The sequence below is a fragment of the Alteromonas sp. BMJM2 genome, assembly GCF_027257845.1.
GTDB lineage: Bacteria > Pseudomonadota > Gammaproteobacteria > Enterobacterales > Alteromonadaceae > Alteromonas.
The window spans coordinates 70,279-88,189 of record NZ_JAPVOT010000013.1; the positions used below are offsets into that span (position 1 = coordinate 70,279).

14 protein-coding genes are annotated in these 17,911 nt (G+C 44.0%); 6 read left to right on the forward strand and 8 right to left on the reverse strand.

Annotated elements, in window-relative coordinates; genetic code table 11:
* Positions 1 to 63: 63 nt before the first annotated feature.
* On the reverse strand, positions 64 to 2,262 hold the full coding sequence (gene malQ, locus O9X84_RS13890) for a 4-alpha-glucanotransferase (protein ID WP_269520308.1): 2,199 nt from the start codon (positions 2,260 to 2,262) through the stop codon (positions 64 to 66).
* A 239-nt stretch (positions 2,263 to 2,501) separates the two neighbouring features.
* Between malQ and gap the strand changes: the two genes are divergently transcribed.
* Entirely contained in the window at positions 2,502 to 3,497 is a 996-nt protein-coding gene (gene gap / locus O9X84_RS13895; RefSeq protein WP_163106722.1) for a type I glyceraldehyde-3-phosphate dehydrogenase, read from the forward strand.
* A gap of 188 nt (positions 3,498 to 3,685) precedes the next feature.
* Positions 3,686 to 4,537 (forward strand): D-hexose-6-phosphate mutarotase, encoded by an 852-nt coding sequence (locus O9X84_RS13900; protein WP_269520309.1) that lies wholly within the window; start codon positions 3,686 to 3,688, stop codon positions 4,535 to 4,537.
* Positions 4,538 to 4,655: 118 nt separating this feature from the next.
* On the opposite strand, the gene O9X84_RS13905 is transcribed toward O9X84_RS13900, so the two are convergent.
* From O9X84_RS13905 to zwf, 5 genes are read right to left on the reverse strand one after another with little or no spacing between them, the layout of a single operon-like run.
* On the reverse strand, positions 4,656 to 5,300 hold the full coding sequence (locus O9X84_RS13905) for a bifunctional 4-hydroxy-2-oxoglutarate aldolase/2-dehydro-3-deoxy-phosphogluconate aldolase (RefSeq protein ID WP_269520310.1): 645 nt from the start codon (positions 5,298 to 5,300) through the stop codon (positions 4,656 to 4,658).
* Between the two features lie 3 nt (positions 5,301 to 5,303).
* Entirely contained in the window at positions 5,304 to 6,257 is a 954-nt protein-coding gene (locus O9X84_RS13910; protein WP_032096653.1) for a glucokinase, read from the reverse strand.
* A complete protein-coding gene (edd, locus tag O9X84_RS13915) occupies positions 6,257 to 8,083 on the reverse strand; it encodes a phosphogluconate dehydratase (RefSeq protein WP_269520311.1) in 1,827 nt (608 codons plus the stop codon). The genes O9X84_RS13910 and edd overlap by 1 nt, the downstream gene beginning before the upstream one ends.
* Positions 8,084 to 8,093: 10 nt before the next feature.
* On the reverse strand, positions 8,094 to 8,786 hold the full coding sequence (pgl, locus tag O9X84_RS13920; RefSeq protein ID WP_269520312.1) for a 6-phosphogluconolactonase: 693 nt from the start codon (positions 8,784 to 8,786) through the stop codon (positions 8,094 to 8,096).
* A gap of 1 nt (position 8,787) precedes the next feature.
* Entirely contained in the window at positions 8,788 to 10,281 is a 1,494-nt protein-coding gene (zwf, locus tag O9X84_RS13925) for a glucose-6-phosphate dehydrogenase (RefSeq protein WP_269520313.1), read from the reverse strand.
* Positions 10,282 to 10,564: 283 nt separating this feature from the next.
* Here zwf and O9X84_RS13930 point away from each other — a divergent pair, with 283 nt between their 5' ends.
* Both O9X84_RS13930 and pyk read left to right on the forward strand, forming a co-directional pair.
* Positions 10,565 to 11,416, forward strand: coding sequence for a MurR/RpiR family transcriptional regulator (locus tag O9X84_RS13930; RefSeq protein ID WP_032096656.1), 852 nt, complete (start codon positions 10,565 to 10,567; stop codon positions 11,414 to 11,416).
* A gap of 325 nt (positions 11,417 to 11,741) precedes the next feature.
* A complete protein-coding gene (gene pyk, locus O9X84_RS13935) occupies positions 11,742 to 13,178 on the forward strand; it encodes a pyruvate kinase (RefSeq protein WP_269520314.1) in 1,437 nt (478 codons plus the stop codon).
* 158 nt (positions 13,179 to 13,336) lie between these two features.
* Here pyk and O9X84_RS13940 read toward each other — a convergent pair whose 3' ends face one another.
* The gene (locus tag O9X84_RS13940) at positions 13,337 to 13,957 is read right to left on the reverse strand and encodes a BON domain-containing protein (protein WP_269520315.1); all 621 of its coding nucleotides are present in this window, start codon (positions 13,955 to 13,957) and stop codon (positions 13,337 to 13,339) included.
* Between the two features lie 601 nt (positions 13,958 to 14,558).
* On the opposite strand from O9X84_RS13940, the gene O9X84_RS13945 reads away from it, so the two are divergent.
* The gene (locus O9X84_RS13945; protein ID WP_269520316.1) at positions 14,559 to 15,542 is read left to right on the forward strand and encodes an endonuclease/exonuclease/phosphatase family protein; all 984 of its coding nucleotides are present in this window, start codon (positions 14,559 to 14,561) and stop codon (positions 15,540 to 15,542) included.
* A gap of 179 nt (positions 15,543 to 15,721) precedes the next feature.
* On the opposite strand, the gene O9X84_RS13950 is transcribed toward O9X84_RS13945, so the two are convergent.
* Positions 15,722 to 16,276: a hypothetical protein gene (locus O9X84_RS13950; RefSeq protein WP_442864545.1), complete on the reverse strand. Its 555-nt coding sequence runs from the start codon at positions 16,274 to 16,276 to the stop codon at positions 15,722 to 15,724.
* 473 nt (positions 16,277 to 16,749) lie between these two features.
* On the opposite strand from O9X84_RS13950, the gene O9X84_RS13955 reads away from it, so the two are divergent.
* Entirely contained in the window at positions 16,750 to 17,889 is a 1,140-nt protein-coding gene (locus tag O9X84_RS13955; RefSeq protein WP_269520318.1) for a glycosyltransferase family 2 protein, read from the forward strand.
* Positions 17,890 to 17,911: the final 22 nt, after the last annotated feature.

Consider the following 17,911-nt stretch of genomic DNA (forward strand, 5'->3'; position numbering starts at 1 on the left):
GGGCCTAACTAAGTCATAGTGAGAGGCAACATAGAGCACCTCTCAGTAAATTGCTCTGCAAGGTTAACGATTACTCGCTTGTTTTCTTGCAGCAGTAAGTTTAGACGCTAACTCATTTATATCATGACTTTCAAAGATTGACTCAATATTCTGTGTCAACTTTCGACGCCAATTTGGGTATTCATTAAACGTACCTGGAATATTCACTGGCTTATCCATTTCCAGCCAGTCTTCTAACTGCAAGCTCAGCAGCGCACTGGAACCGCCAGCCATGTGAATCTGCATACCGTTGTTAAGCTCTCGATTCATCCCGGTAACATTGACGTCGTGTCCCACATGTTCTGGGATAGAGTGATGCCCGTGCAGTGTATTAAGGATCTCCTGCTTGTTTTCATGCCTATCAGCATACAGGGTTTGCAATATATCATCCGTTGGATACAGCCCAATCTCTTTACCCAACTCTAAATCTAAACAATGCCAGAAGCCAATAAGCGTTGGCATATCGTGGGTTGTTAATGTACTCATCGACTGTTCAGGGTAGTGACTTGGTGAATAAAAACCACCGTCCTCGGCCTGTTCGAAGAAAAACACACGGTATGAATAAACGCCATTTTGAGCAAGCTTACTACGAATTTCCTCTGGTACTGTTCCGAGGTCTTCGCCAATCACTAAGCTTTCATTTCGGTGACTTTCTAACGCTAAAATCCCAAGTAAATCATCTACAGGATAGTAAACGTACCCTCCCTCTTTGGCACTATCACCTTTACACACCCACCACAGGCGAAGGAGTGCCATCACGTGGTCAATACGCAATGAGCCAGAAGACGCCATGTTCGACGCAAACAAATCAATAATAGGCTGATACTGCTGCTCGTAGAGCTTTTGAGGGTCCATGGGTGGCAAACCCCAGTTTTGACCTAAGGGACCAAGGATATCTGGCGGTGCCCCCACACTTGCATCGGTACAGTATAAATCTTTGTTACCCCAAATTTCAGCGCTGCCTTCACTCACGCCAACCGCTAGGTCGCGATAAAGACCAATGGTCATGTTGGCATCTGTTGCTCTGCTGCTTGCCATGTCGAGCTGCTGCGCAGCAATCCACTGCAAGAACAGATAAAACTTAACGTCGTGAGCGTTATCTTTCTTAAACTTAGCAACCGCAGAGTTGTGATAATCTTGGTAGGCTTTAGGGAATACAGGCCATCCCCAGCTTTCCTTGCCATCGGCTTTTAACTTAGACTGCAATGCGTCGTACACCGCGAGCATATCAAGGCTCTCACCACCGGCTTCAACAAAGGCATTAAACGCTTTGTTTTGCGGCGTTTTGCCACGTAGAAACTGCTTATCGTAGATATCAAACAAGGCATATAGGGCGGAAAGCTTCAGCTTGGCTACTGCTTCGTAATCTACGTGTTCAGCGTCTCGGGCATGTTTCAATGTGTCGACAAAGTCATCTGCATTGACCACATCTTGAACGGATTTATCATCAAAGCCGTCAACAGCAGTGACATCAATATATAGATAGTTCAACCAACGACGTGAGCTTGGGCCGTAAGGTGAGCAGGCATTTGGGTTGGCTGGATATAGTGCATGTATTGGATTAAGACCGATAAAGTCAGCCCCCACACCGGCAGCATTGTCAATCAGTTTTGCTAGGTCAGAAAAATCACCAATACCCCAGTTATTTTCACTGCGCACACAATAAAGCTGGACGCTTAGGCCCCAGATTTTTTTCCCTTCCTTAATTTCTTTTGGGCTATAGCACGCTTCTGGCGCAACGATAAATCTTGAGGTGCCAAGTTGGTCGTCGTCGGCTTTAAGTACTATATTGTGATAGCCCAGAGGAAAGTCCAAAGGCAATTCTACTGCGTACTCATGAAACTCTACGTCATCGATATGGGCCATTGACGTCATTTCTTGGTCCACAGGCGTAAACGGGTGTTGTTTTTGACTACCATCTTCCAAGGTAATCTCAAACACATGCTCGTCATTAACAAGTTCGATAGGTAGGCGCACAGGTAAATAAACTGCCTCAGTAGCTCTGACTACCTGGACGGGATTAAGCGGCGACAACCAAACGGAGGAAATATCATGTGCTATCTGAGACTGAATTTTTTCATTACTTGAAGTGTCGTAGCCAAGCGCGTTCAATAACTTCGCTTTGCTAGATTCTGCTATGGTAGTTGGGTTGCCCCGTGCGTCGACGTAGTGGGTTTCGATTCCACGCATTTCAACCAGTTGTTGCAGAAGTTGTTGTGTCATTATGGGTCATTCCTGTAATTCGGCAAAAGACGCTGGCATGAGAAAACTCGCAGAAAGCGTCTACAAACAATTTTTTAACATTATTCTAGAAATGGCGCTTCGGCGAAACTGAATACGTTTGCATAAGCATTTATTCGTAATTTTGCAACACATTATCTTTTTATTTTGCTAATTATGGCATTTTGATCCATACTTTACGTAATTTATTTTCATTTTATTTTAAATTTTCGAGGTACGTTATGACAATTCGCATCGGTATCAATGGTTTTGGCCGCATCGGTCGCCTAGTAATGCGCGCAGCAGCAGAGCGTCAAGACATCGAAGTTGTAGCAATAAACGACTTACTAGACACAGATTATATTGCCTACCTACTAAAATACGATTCTACTCACGGTGTTTTCAACGGTGAGGTTTCAGTAGACAATGGAAGCCTAGTAGTAAACGGCAAGACTATCCGCATCACCTCAGAAAAAGATCCTGCCTCTTTAAAATGGGGTGACGTTAACGTAGATGTAGTTGTTGAATCAACAGGTCTATTTTTGACCAAAGAAACAGCCGCTAAACACATCGAAGCGGGTGCTAAGAAAGTTGTTATGTCTGCGCCATCTAAAGACGACACGCCAATGTTTGTAATGGGTGTTAACCACGACAGCTATGCGGGTGAAAACATTGTGTCAAACGCATCGTGCACCACAAACTGTCTTGCACCGCTTGCGAAAGTGCTCAACGACAAGTTTGGTATTGTTGACGGCTTAATGACAACAGTTCACGCAACAACCGCTACGCAAAAAACCGTTGACGGTCCTTCAATGAAAGACTGGCGCGGCGGCCGTGGTGCTGGCCAGAACATCATACCTTCATCAACTGGCGCCGCTAAAGCGGTAGGTAAAGTTATTCCAGAGCTTAACGGTAAACTTACTGGTATGGCATTTCGCGTTCCAACGCCAAACGTTTCAGTGGTCGATTTAACCGTAAACTTGGCAACACCAACAAGCTACGACAATATCTGTGCGGCAATGAAAGAAGCCTCCGAGGGTGAGCTTAAAGGTATTATGAGCTACACCGAAGACGCCGTTGTGTCTAATGACTTCATTGGCAACGCAAATACGTCAATCTTTGATGCGACAGCGGGTATCGCACTTACGGATACCTTCGTTAAAGTGGTATCTTGGTACGATAACGAATGGGGCTACTCGTCAAAAGTACTTGATTTGGTTGCTCACATCTCTAAATAACGTAGCAATAACAAATTTTGCGGCGTTAACGCTTTATTTGTTTAACAGTTAGGGTACTCTAAAGGCGTAGATGTCATATCTGCGCCTTTTTTGTTTCTGTGACAGTGGTAATGTTTCGTCACTTTTAGCTTAAGCTCTGTCGTTTAAGTTTTACGTTTTCATTTTCTTTATTTTTTAGCGGAGCATCTATGACGCCGGTACCGTCAATTTCTATCAGTGAGTCTAACGGACTTTCATTTCTCAACGTTAACAATCAGTTTGCGTCGGCAAAAATCAGTTTGTTCGGTGGGCACGTTTTATCCTTTGTGCCAGCTTTAGACGGTAAAGACAGGCTCTGGGTTAGCCCTCATGCTTATTTAAACGGCGAACGCCCTATCAGAGGGGGTATCCCTATCTGTTGGCCGTGGTTTGCTAACGACCACGGCAAAGAGGCTGGTGAGTTACCGTCTCATGGTTTTTTACGAACTCAAGTATGGCAACTCGCAGAGTCGTCAGAAGACGAAAGTGGAACAACGCTAGCCTTGACCCCTTCATTTACCCGTGCAGAAGGCTTTGAACACGACTGTAACGTTGTACTTCGAATACACGTAGGCGCGAGTCTACGTGTGGCCATAGAAACTGAGAACACCGGTGTGGCTCCTTTCTCGTTTAACACAGCATTACACACCTACTTTCACGTAGACCACATTAAACATACTGAGCTTGTTGGAATAACGGGTGAGTACAAAGATAAGCTTGATGACTGGGCGGTAAAATCCACACCTGTGCCCTACACTATCGATGCCGAAACAGACCGCATTCACTTGTCCGCGGTAAAACAAGCAACCATTTCAGTTGATAGCACTGAATTTACTGATGTCATCTCAGAAGGTAACGACTCACTCGTGGTTTGGAACCCGTGGCAAGGTGCAGCGTCTATTTCTGATATGGACCCGTTTGGCTACAAGCATATGCTGTGCGTAGAATCGTCGGTAACAAAAGGGCTTAAGCTTGAGCCGGGAGAAAAGTTTGAACTGGCTCAAATAATCGTGCCGAAATAAGTCTCAAGTGTGGTGTGGGTAAAACGTCAGACAAATACGCATTGAGTAAAACAAAAAACCTGCCAATTGGCAGGTTTTTTAATGCTGATACCTTTAACTTAGGCTTAGGCCAGTATAATTACTGCTTTGCACCGGCAACCGCTTCTTTCGCTAACTGCGTAATCCGGTCCCAATCACCTGACTCAATCGCGTCATCGGGCGCTAACCACGAACCACCCACACATTTCACGTTATTCAGTGATAGGTAATCGTTGTAGTTATTAGGGCCAATGCCGCCAGTCGGACAAAATGTCACGTCTGGAAACGGGCCGCTGATTGATTTAATGGCTTTCACGCCGCCAGATGCTTCAGCAGGGAAAAATTTCATATGCGTGTAACCCGCATCTTTACCCTTCATCAAATCTGATGTTGATGAAATACCTGGAATCAGCGGTATTTCTGAGTCCATACCCGCTTTCAATAAGTCTGCCGTCATACCTGGGCTGATAGCGAATTTAGCACCCGCATCAACAACCGCTTTTAGCTGCTGTGCATTGGTTACTGTACCTGCGCCAATCAGAGAATCAGGGACTTCTTGTGCAATACGCTTAATAACGTCAATGGCAGAAGGTGTGCGAAGGGTAACTTCTAGCACTTTTATTCCACCCGCCATCAGCGCTTTTGCCAAAGGAACGGCTTTTTCTACGTCGTTGATAACCAATACAGGAACCACAGGTCCGGCCGCAAAAATTTCCTCTGGAGAGTACTTCCATTTAGTCGTCATAATTTAACTCGCTGTGTTTTGATTCAGATAAGCAGCTGCGCCTAAAAGGCCATGATCAGGCTCTGCTATCAAATAGGTAGGAATATCTTTTACATAGTGCTTCATTTGACCTTTAGCTTCGAATCTCGCCCTGAAGTCACTATTGTGTATAAAATCTGGAAAGCGGTTAGCAATACCGCCGCCAATGAAGATACCTCCAGTGGTTGCCATATTCAGTGCCAAGTTACCGGCAAAACTTCCCATTATTCGGCAAAACTGAGTAAGGGCAGCTGCAGATATCTCGCAGGTTCCAGCAAGGGCTGCGTCAGTAATTTGCGCTGGCTCTTGAAAAGCAACCGGCTTGTCAGCATGTTTAGCAAGTGCCGTGTAAATGTTCAAAATTCCGCGACCCGACATCACTTCTTCAGCGGATGCTCTTCCAAAAGAAGACTGCAAATGACGCCAAACAACAATGTCAGTTTCATCAACCGGAGCGAAGTCTATATGACCACCCTCTCCGTCTAATGTCTGCCAGCCTGAATCCGTCATGGTGATATGCTCAACACCAAGGCCTGTGCCTGGGCCGAAAACTGCAATGTTGCCGTTTTCAGTGGCAGTACCCTCACCAATTTGTATAACTTGGTCGCTACTTAGCACAGGAAGTGAGTGAGCTACTGCAGTGAAATCGTTTATCACAAATAGTGCATCTAGCTTGAGCTGTGAACGCAACGCATTTTGTGAAAACGCCCAACTGTGGTTGGTCATTTCTACCTGATCGCCAAGCACGGGGCACGCAATAGCAATGCAGCCTTCGCTAAAGGAAACATGAGGCATATCTGAAAAATACTGTGCAATGGCTAGATCGATACTGGCAAATTCTTCGCACATATATTTTTTGATGTCGGCTACGCCAGACTCGGTAACCCGAGCCAGACGAATATTGGTTCCGCCAACGTCAGCCACAAATCTCTGGCTCATTACGCTTGCTCCTGAGTATAAAAAAGAGAGCATGCTCCTTCTTCAGCGCCAGTAAGTATTGCGCGCATTCCGGCAAACATCTCGCGACCCATTCCAACATGGTGGCTCGCTAAATTAGCAGGAGCTGGTTCACGGGCTGCCAATGTTGCATCATCAACATGAAGAGTCAGTGCACCTGTTTGTGTATTGAGCTCAATCATGTCGCCTTCGTGCACTTTAGCAAGTAAACCGCCTTTATAGGCTTCTGGGGTTACATGAATAGCAGCTGGCACTTTACCTGACGCTCCAGACATACGACCGTCAGTGACTAGCGCCACTTTAAAGCCTTTATCTTGTAATACACCTAATGGAGGCGTTAAGCGATGAAGCTCTGGCATACCGATGGCAGATGGACCTTGGAAGCGAACAACCACGATACAGTCTTGATCTAATTTACCCGCTTTAAATGCTGCGTCTAATTCGAACTGATCTTCAAATACCACTGCAGGCGCTTTCAGTGTGCAATGTGGCGTGCGTAAAGCAGACGTTTTGATTACGCCACGGCCTAAATTGCCGTCCAGTACACTTAATCCACCATCTGGTTTAAACGGTTTTTCAACCGTTGCTAGTACTTCTTTATCAAGTGATTCAGTTGGTCCGTCGCGCCACTCTAGCTCACCGTCGACAAGTTTTGGCTCTTTGGTATAAAAGTCTAAGCCTTCACCACAAATTGTCTTGACGTCGTTGTGAAGTAAACCTGCATCGAGCAACTGCTTCATGAGTAATGACATACCGCCAGCAGCTACAAAGTGGTTGATATCGGCTGAACCGTTAGGGTAAATACGCGTCATTAACGGCACTGCGTTTGAAATATCTGAGAAGTCATCCCAATTAACGATATAGCCAGCTGAGCGGGCCACAGCAATCAGGTGCATGGTGTGGTTTGTTGAGCCGCCTGTTGCTAACAAGCCAACTAAACCATTAACAATAGCTTTGGCATCTACAATATGGCCAATTGGCGTATAGTTATCACCTAAATCAGTTAAACGAGTTGCTTGCACTGCAGCGGCTTTGGTTAGCGCTTCACGTAAAGGCGTACCCGGATTAACAAATGAAGAGCCCGGTAAATGCAGCCCCATCATTTCTACCACAAGCTGGTTAGAGTTTGCTGTTCCGTAGAACGTACACGTTCCTGCCGAGTGGTAAGACTGTGATTCAGCTTCTAACAGCGCGTCACGGCCCACTTTACCTTCGGCGAATTCTTGGCGAACTCGTGCTTTTTCTTTATTCGGCAACCCAGAAGGCATTGGTCCTGCAGGAACGAATACCGTTGGTAGGTGGCCGAAGGTTAATGCGCCCATCAGTAGCCCAGGTACAATTTTGTCACAAATACCCAGCATTATGGCACTATCGAACATATTATGAGAAAGCGCTATTGCTGCACCTTGTGCAATGTTGTCACGGCTCATTAGGCTCAGGTCCATACCAGACTGACCTTGAGTTACACCGTCACACATAGCAGGCACACCACCGGCGAACTGGGCCACACTGCCCACTTCTTTTATCGCTTCTTTGATAATAGCGGGATAAGACTCGTAAGGCTGATGCGCTGAAAGCATGTCGTTGTATGAAGATATAATAGCGACGTTTGCTTTCGTCATCGAACGCAAATCGCCCTTCTCTTCCGTGCCGCATGCGGCAAAACCGTGGGCAAGGTTACCGCAAGATAACACACCGCGATGTGGGCCTTGACGACGAGCCTTTTCGATTTTCTCTAAATACGCTTTTCGCGTTTCTTTGCTACGCTCAATAATACGTTGCGTGACTTCGGCAATTTTTGGGTTCATTTGTTGTCTCCTATGGCGCCCACATCAAGGTAACCGGCGCTCTATTAACAACGGCTGTGATGGGCTTTTGCGCTTCGGTGGCGTTCTCGATAGCATCGAGCAACACTTGTTTTTTCTTCTCGCCCGTAAGGTGCAAGAATATATTTCGGCTGTTAAGTAAAGCGGGCAGCGTAAGTGAAATACGTTGATGAGGTGCTGTTGTAGGTTGAACAGCGATGCACGTTCGCCCACTGCTCATATCAAGGCCGTCATTAACCTGTTCTGAACAGGGGAAAAGCGATGCAGTATGACCATCTTCTCCCATACCCAAAATAAGTGCATCGAAAGGCTGAGACATACTGGCTAAATTGCGCTCAGCAACATTCACACCTTCGTTTGCATCTTCTACATCACTTTTTAATTCTACAAAGCGTGCAGTTGCAGCCTTATTTTGAATAAGGTTATTTTTTACTAAACTGGTATTACTGGCGTCGTGGTCTTCATTTACCCAACGTTCGTCAGCGAGAGTAACGTCTACTTTATCCCACTCAAGGTCGGTGTCGCTCAACTGCTTGAACAACGCTAACGGCGTGCGACCACCGCTAACAATAAGCGACGCACGGCCACGGGTTTTAATACCTGTTTTAAGGATACTAACTAAATCTTCAGCAAACGCGCTGGTAAGCGCGTCTGGGTTGTCGAATGATAATGTAGTGAGTGCCATATTATTTCTTCTTTACCGTTTTGCTTTCGTACCAGCTGCGATTTTCACGCGCTAACAGACCAATGGAGTCTACTGGGCCCCAGGTACCTGCCTGATAAGGCTCTGGAGGCTCATTTGATGACTTCCACGCATCGAGTATTGAATCGACCCACGTCCACGCTTGCTCAATTTCATCGCGACGAACAAACAGCGCCTGATTACCCAGCATAACTTCTAGCAATAGCTTTTCGTAGGCATCGGGAATGCGCTCATCTGCAAACGCTTCTGAAAAGCTTAGGTTAAGCTTCGACTTTTGAAGGTCCATAGAGCCCGAGTTAGTCAAACCCGGCACTTTGTTCATTACGGTAATTTCTACGCCTTCATCTGGCTGTAGACGGATGACTAATTTATTCGGAGGTAAGTTCTTGAAGCTGTCGCCGAACAAGTTGTGAGGCTGTCGCTTGAAGTAAATAACAACTTCACTCACCTTATTTGGCATGCGCTTACCAGTGCGCAAATAAAATGGAACACCTGCCCAGCGCCAGTTATCTATTTCAGCTTTGATAGCAACAAACGTTTCAGTTTTACTTTGGGTGTTGGCATCATCTTCTTCAAGGTATCCAGGTACTTCTTCACCTTTCACAAAACCGGATGTGTACTGACCGCGAACAATACTCTCACTGATGTTAGTGGCATTGATCGGACGAAGCGCCTTAAGCACCTTAAGTTTTTCGTCACGAATGCTGTCTGCGTCTAGTGTTGTTGGTGGCTCCATGGCCACTAGGCTCAATATCTGCAACAAATGATTTTGCACCATATCACGCATTTGACCGGCGTCATCAAAGTAACCCCAGCGGCCTTCAATGCCTACGGATTCAGCCACTGAGATTTGAACATGGTCAATACAGTTGTGATCCCAGTTTGTCGCAAATATCGAATTGGCGAAACGCAGAGACACAAGGTTTAATACCGTTTCTTTACCTAGATAGTGGTCAATACGATAAATTTGCTTTTCATCAAAGTACTCAGCAACTTGTTCGTTGATAACTTTTGACGACTCAAGATCATGGCCAATGGGCTTTTCAAGCACAACGCGTACGCTTGAATCAATAATTTTGCAGCTGTGCAAACCACGACAAATATCACCATAAATAGCAGGCGGTGTTGCTAAATAACACACCATGGTACGAGATGGGTCTACATGGTCGTCTAGCACACAGTAGCTGTCGACATTTTTCATATCAACACACGCGTAATGAAGGCGAGCGCGCATTCTTTCCCATGTCGCTTCACACAGCTCTTTTTCGCCAAACTTGACTAAGTTTGTATGCACTTCTTCAATGTAATCTTCCAAAGACATATCATGGCGAGCAACACCCACAATAGTGGTTTCAGGGTGCATTAGATTTGCTTTCTCAAGCTGATAAAGTGATGGCAACAGCTTGCGTCGTGAAAGATCCCCAAGTGTACCGAAGAGTACAAAATCACAGGGTTCGTAGGAATTATCCATTACCATATTCGTCGACCTTTTAAATGTGGTTTTAAGTGCCGTGTTGGTTCTTTATTTACAACACTGACGACTATTATTACCGTATAGTTAACACCAAATGTAGTAAAATTACAACTTCTACAAACTATACGATGAGATTCTTTACTTTTCGATGATATAGACCCCTGTCTATTACCATTTACAGTACAAAAAATGTTAAAAAATTACATTTTTCTTGTCACAGCTTTCACATTGGGTACTATTAAGGTGTACCTTACAATAAACCGAGCCAATTACTTGCCGTATCTGTATGAACATTTTAGAAAAAATAACTCAAAACAAAGCTGCGTTTAGCAAATCAGAAAAGAAAGTTGCTGAGATTATACTTGCTAATCCTCAAACTGCCATCCATTCAAGTATAGCAACCTTAGCTAAAATGTCGGATGTCAGCGAGCCAACTGTGAATCGATTTTGCCGCAGACTAGATACTAAAGGCTTTCCGGACTTTAAACTCCATTTGGCGCAAAGTCTCGCAAACGGCACGCCTTACGTGAACCGTCATGTTGACGAGAACGACAGCCCAGACGAATACACCAACAAAATCTTTGAATCGACAATGGCTTCGTTGGAAGTAGCGAGACAGTCGATTGATGTCAATGTGGTCAATCGGGTTGTTGATTTACTTACTCAAGCACAGAAGATTTCTTTCTTTGGTCTTGGTGCATCGGCCTCTGTAGCTCACGATGCGTTAAACAAGTTTTTCAGGTTTAACGTGCCCGTTGTTTACTTTGAAGATATTTTGATGCAACGCATGAGCTGTATGAATTGCTCTGCTGGTGACGTTGTGGTGTTGATAAGTCACACAGGTCGAACCAAAAGCTTAGTGGAAATTGCGCAGATATCGCGAATGAACGACGCCACCGTTGTTGGCATAACATCAGCTGATAGCCCACTGGCGCAGGAGTGCAGCTACGTATTATCGCTAGAAGTACCTGAAGATACCGACATGTACATGCCGATGGCATCGCGCATTGCACAGCTGACCCTTATCGATGTACTTGCTACCGGATTCACGCTTCGCCGTGGTAATAAATTCAGAGAAAATCTAAAACGGGTGAAAGATACATTGCGTGGGTCTCGTTACGATAAAAGAGATGGCTAAGGGTTACATCCCTTTCTTCTCTCTTTTTTCTATTAATTATTTTCCATGCCCTTCTCTTTTACTTATACATGACTGACGCTTGCGTGTAAGCGTCAGTATCCTATACTCAAACGTTACCGCGATTATTAATCTGTTTCTCGCAAAATAGAGGAAAGTTAACGACAACTGGTCAAGCCAGTGGTGAGTTTTTCTTTCTTTCATTCACATTTTTGTCAAAATACTCTACTATTCTGTAATAAAATTACGTAAAGCGATTACAGCTCTCATTGAGTTAAAGGATCAGCTTTACCCATCTTTTCTATAAAAGAAGCAGCGACGGAATCCCATGACCAGAAGAACCAAAATTCTTGCCACATTAGGCCCCTCAACCGATTCACTTGAAAAAATTAAAGAACTTATTGCTGCCGGAGCAAACACGGTTCGCATGAATTTTTCTCACGGACAGGCAGAAGACCACATTGAGCGTGCAAAACGTGTTCGTGAAGCGGCGAGAAGCCTGGGTAAATATGTGGCAATACTCGGTGATTTGCAGGGACCTAAAATTCGCGTTGCCCGATTCCAAGAAGGCGCCGTCAAGTTACAGATTGGTGCAAAGTTTGTACTAGACGCTGAACTTGAGCGAGATGAAGGCACAGTTGACCACGTAGGCATAGATTATAAAGCACTACCTGATGATGTGTCTGCTGGCGATATTCTATTACTGGACGATGGACGCATACAGTTAAAGGTAACGGGTGTAGAAGGTCGAAAGGTAATTACGGAAGTTACCGTTGGCGGCAAGCTGTCTAATAATAAAGGCATTAACCGCCAGGGCGGTGGTTTGTCAGCTGAGGCCTTAACAGAAAAAGATAAGCAAGATATAAAAACGGCAGCGCTCATTGGAGTAGACTACCTTGCAGTGTCGTTCCCACGCAGCGGCGCCGATCTTAATTACGCTCGTGAGCTTGCTGAAGCAGCTGGCTGCTATGCAAAAATTTGCGCAAAAGTAGAGCGCGCAGAAACCGTTGCGACTGACGATGCCATTACCGATATTATTAGCGCCTCTGACGCGGTCATGGTCGCCCGTGGGGATTTGGGTGTTGAAATAGGCGATGCCGAGCTTGTTGGCGTTCAAAAGAAACTTATCGCTCGCTCACGTCAGCTTAATAAAGTGGTTATCACAGCAACTCAAATGATGGAGTCTATGATTGATAGCCCTATGCCTACTCGTGCAGAAGTGATGGATGTGGCTAACGCCGTATTAGATGGTACTGATGCAGTTATGCTATCTGCTGAGACAGCGGCGGGAAGCTTTCCGATTGAGACGGTTCAAGCTATGGCACGTGTTTGCGAGGGTGCAGAAACTCATCCTAGCGTAAAAATTTCCAAGCATCGCATGGACCAACAATTTTCATCTACCAGTGAGTCTATAGCGCTATCTGCGGTTTATGCTGCGAATCACTTGCCAAGCGTAAAAGCAATTGTAGGATTGACAGAAAGCGGAACCACGCCGAAATTAATGTCTCGAATTACAACATCACTGCCAATTATCGCCATGTCGCGTCATGAGAGTACGCTCAATGCAATGGCACTTTATCGGGGTGTTAAACCGGTGTTCTTCGACTCATCAAACAGTGAGCCAGGCAAGCTTAAGTACGACGTGGTTACTTGTTTGAAAGAAAAAGGGTTAGTGGAGAGCGGTGATAGTATTATCTTAACCTACGGCGATGAAATGGAAAAAGTTGGTGCGACTAATACGCTTAAAATTGTAGATGTTGAATAACTAGATAGGCTAACTCTAGAAAAAAGCTTAACGCCCACTACATATAAGCGATGTTAAGAAATAGGCATTGAATGAGTTTTTAGCGAAATAGCTAAATAGCTAAATAGCTAGCACAAAAAAGGGGCACAAGCCCCTTTTTTGTCAATACAGCTAACTAATTAGTTCATCGCTGTTTTTGTTACAACCTTGAGATTGTTTTCAACGTTCTTCACGTCAGAGGCGTTTTTCGCAATCTCTACCGCTAAGTCTTCCTCAGCATCAGAGTCTACGGTGCCCGTAAGCACAACATTACCGTCTTCAACGTCTACGTCGATGTCAAAACCTGAAATATCAGAGTCCATCAGCAAACGAGTTTTAATCACTGTGGCGATTTTCGCATCAGTTAATTCGCTTGTACCTTCATCGACGCCGTCTTCAACGTCGTCAGACATATCTGAGGTCATTGAATCCATGTCAGAGTCTTCGATAATTGTAAGCTTATTATCTACTGACATGACGCCGTCGATATTAGCAACTAATTCTTCAGCGAGCTTTTTGTCCACTGAGTTATCGACTTTACCGGTTAAAATAACGTCTCCGTTTTTTACGTCGGTATTAATATCAAAAGAATCTAGGTTACCATTGAACAGCAGCGTAGCTTCCGCTTTGCCATCAATCCATGCGTCTTTGGCACCTTTTTCCCATGCGTTATCTGTTTGGCTATCTGAATTCATATCACCTGCAACAGCAGCAGTAGACAATGATGTAGCAACAATAATAGATAGTATTGTACGTTTCATAACATTTCTCCTTTGTTGAAACTCACAAGAGATATAGCTAAGTTCATGCCAAAGCCGTAAGACCTTGTTATATATGCACTTGTTTAAATCCAACTAAAAATAGGAAAGATATACTTGCAAAGTTTGCGTACTTTCAAGCAATTTTTACTGATTCTCATTTAGATTAATGCTGAGTTGATAAACTCACGCATTTATCTCAAGCGGCTTTATAAGCGCTTATATAACGAACTCAAGCGCCTATATAGCGAAGCATATCCTTCAAGATAGATGAGTGTTGGGTGTACAGGTTGAATTTTGGAGATTGCACTGAGGTATTAGAGTTCCTAGTACATCAAGTCGCCGAAGGATCTGCTCATAGAGATAAGATGCTATCGACATTAGTCAGTATGGATATAGGGTTTATCGCAGTTGTACTGTTATGATGAACCCAGTAGAGTAATTTAACCAAACGCATTTTTTGCGGATGTTCCCACTCAAAGGGCACGCATTTAGCATATGCGATTGTGCACTTGCACGAGTTGCATCACTTTACATAGAACAGACATAGCTTATCTTAGCCTTAAGCCTATGTGAGTCTTAAAACGATTAATATGGATATTTAATGGACATTTTTCTTGTATCACTTTCGGTATTTTTTATAGCAGTTAGCGCTGCACCTTTACTGCCATCGTCTCATTGGCTAGTAAGGGTCTGGGAATTTCCAAGGTTACAACTTGCGGTGTTAATAACTGCGGTACTTATCACCCTACTCTGCTATAACGGTCTTTCACTGCCTTTTTGGCTGCATGCTGCACTAGTCGCAGGGTTGAGCATAAGTTTACTGTATCAGGCTATTTGGATTTTTCCTTACACTGGATTTTATCGCAAAGAAGTACCCCGGGACAGCAACCCGCAAAAGCAGCGTACGATAAGCATTCTTTCCAGTAACGTTTTTATGCCTAACAGCAATTACCAAAAACTCATCGACCATATCAACAATAAAAAGCCCGACTTTGTAGTCACCCTAGAATCAAATGAAAAGTGGGAGCGCGCACTAAAGCCTATTGAAAAAGACTATCCTTTCACGCAGTTCTGCGCTTTAGAAAATCTTTACGGTATGCATTTGTATAGCAAATATGAATTTGAAGAGCACACGCTTCGCTTTTTGGTGGAGGACGATGTCCCCTCTGTAAAGATAACTATAATAATAGACGGTGAACGCGTTACTCTTCAGTTCCTCCACCCTAAACCTCCTAGTCCTACGGAAAATGAATACGCTCGACCAAGAGATATTGAACTAAATTTGGTAGGGCAAGAAATGGCGCAAACGCCGGGGCCTATCATCGTTGCGGGAGATTTGAATGATGTGGCATGGTCGCCAACTACACGCAAATTTAAAAAGATAAGCGGACTTTTAGATCCAAGGGAAGGACGTGGCTTCTACAACACATTCCACGCTCACTATCCGTTAATAAAATGGCCGTTAGATCACGTCTTTCATTCTTCACATTTTGCGCTAGTAGACCTAGAGAGGCTCTCTGATATTGGCTCAGATCATTACCCGCTTTACACCGTGCTTGTACTTAAAGAAGCGAATGAAAAGTAGATCCAAAGCGGTTACAAGGATACAAGCCAAGCTCAAACCAATTCATTCAAACCAAATTGCTCGCATACAAAAAAGCCCCCTATCTGGGGCTCACTCATTACAACTGGTAAGTGAAGTAACGTTGCGCGCTGGCAGCGCTTGTGTGAAAGGGCTTATGGGAAAGCGCTCCGTTTTACATCTTATGACTTCGCTGAGGCCGACTTATTTGTGCACCACATAACGCTATCACACGCATCTTCTCGGCGTTTAAAATGTGCGAGTCCTACCAATTTCCCCTCTCGCGGCCACACTGCTTGTTTTAAGACTTCATTATCTTCAACAGTAAGCTGTTCACTGCGTAGCTGAATTTCTACCGCTTTTTTGTTTGGTTTTATTAATGTGGGTATCGCATCCACAATTAATGATTTATCAACGCATATGTATTCTCGTTTAACGGGGTCGCGAACTACGCCAATAACGTTGTCATCGCTGATAATTGCAGGCCACCCCTCTGAAATTCGGCTTTGACCAAACATAATTAGCGTAAAAGCAACTAAAACAAAAAGCGTTAAACCAACAAATTGAAGGCTCAGATCTGGCGCTACAACAACGATTACCGCAACAACTGCAGCAAAAAAAATCCAGCCGCCAAACACTCTGCGCATAGCATTGGGAGAAATACCTGAAATAACGTCTACAAGGCGCAACGTTTGTTTGTCGTAATGTCGAAGTTCTACGGAAGACTGAGATGACACAGGAATAACCACCATCGATAAAATAAAAAAATGAAACAACACTATTACGTGCGAGACATGGTTAAAGGCTTAAATATTCTATTTTCATCAATACCACGGTTGTGTTCAATACATACGGCATGAAGAAAGATTACAAATAAGTTGTTGAAAAATAATTACTTAAGCTTTGATGTCAGATTAGCAAATAACCCTTCGGTCGCATAGCTTTATTCGTCGTAAAAAAGAAAAAAGCCCCTGGTGTTGCCTGCCTGTAAATTTTTCCTTCTCATTTGCAAAAATACGTATCGATTTTCTTCCCTTTGGGTTAAATATTAAAAATCCACATATAAAACAACACCTTAAAAATAGGCTCGACTATTGCTTAACTGAAAACAACAACGAAGCATTGTAGACAAAAGTATAAGGCGCAGTGTTGTGCATTATCTTATCTACAACACGTCTCCTCTTATAGTGATGGAAAAGGGATATTTAAAATGAGTGCTCCAATAAGCGTGATAACAATAGTGAAAAACAGAACTGAAAAGCTTTGTAATCTCATTAATCAGCTTGAAGCTTGCAGCACTACTCCTAATGAATTACTCATTGTTTGGATGACACCACCTTCTGACTTGTCACTTATTACCAGTGACAAATTCAACATTGAACACAAATTTGTGAATCAGAAAGAGCTTCCCATTGCTAAGGCAAGAAATAAAGGGCTGTTTGAAGCGAAAAACGAGCTATTAGCTTATATCAGTGTTGACACAATTTTTTCTCCCTCATGTTTTGAAGAAGTCAAATCAGCACTCGCTCCTTCATCAGTCTTGAGGGCTCCGGTATGTTGCATACCAATTACTTCTCGCCATCAACACTACTCAACGCTTTTAAATACCAAAAACGAAATACATGTTCACAAATCTGTTCCCGCAACACAAACCAGCGCCTCTCTGCATCGCAACCCTCAGCAAAGCGAACTTTCAATGAGCAATAATTTGCCACCAGTAAGCTTGAAACACGATTCAGAGTCAGCAAATAAAAAGGATGATAATCATGGAAAATTTAGTAACGATAGCACTGCTTCTGCAATGTTTTTTATACGTAAGACAGACTTTGAAAAAACCGGCGGCTTCGATGAAAACTTCGACGGTTACGGGCTAAACGACGAAGACTTCTTCGCACAGTGTCGTGAAGTTGGACTGACACTTACCGACTCTCCTTCGGTGGTTTTTTCTCCGGTTCGCGATCTCACGCGATGCCCGGTTAATCATTTATTAGACTTTGTCCACAACGCACAGCTTTTCCGTGAAAAGTGGGGCTTCTTTCCGCGTAGAGATATTCTTAATAGCTACGCCGAAAAAGGATTAATCAATCACGATTTTGAAACTAGTAATATTCATGTCACTCGCTTGCCGAACGAAGAAGAGATAACAGAAAGTGAAAAAGCCTTAGAACCAATTGATAATGCAGATCAGGCAGGGTCCGTGGTAAAAAAGCGCTCAAATGAAGCGTTAACCGCTCAAGAAGCCTCCTCTTTTTTTATCGCCCGCAATATTCAACGTAAACCAAGTGTTTCACAGCGTTCTCAATATGCTGCCTGTTCATTGGCGCAAGTATCTGGATTAGCACCAACCTAAAGCTCTTCTTAGAATTTTATCA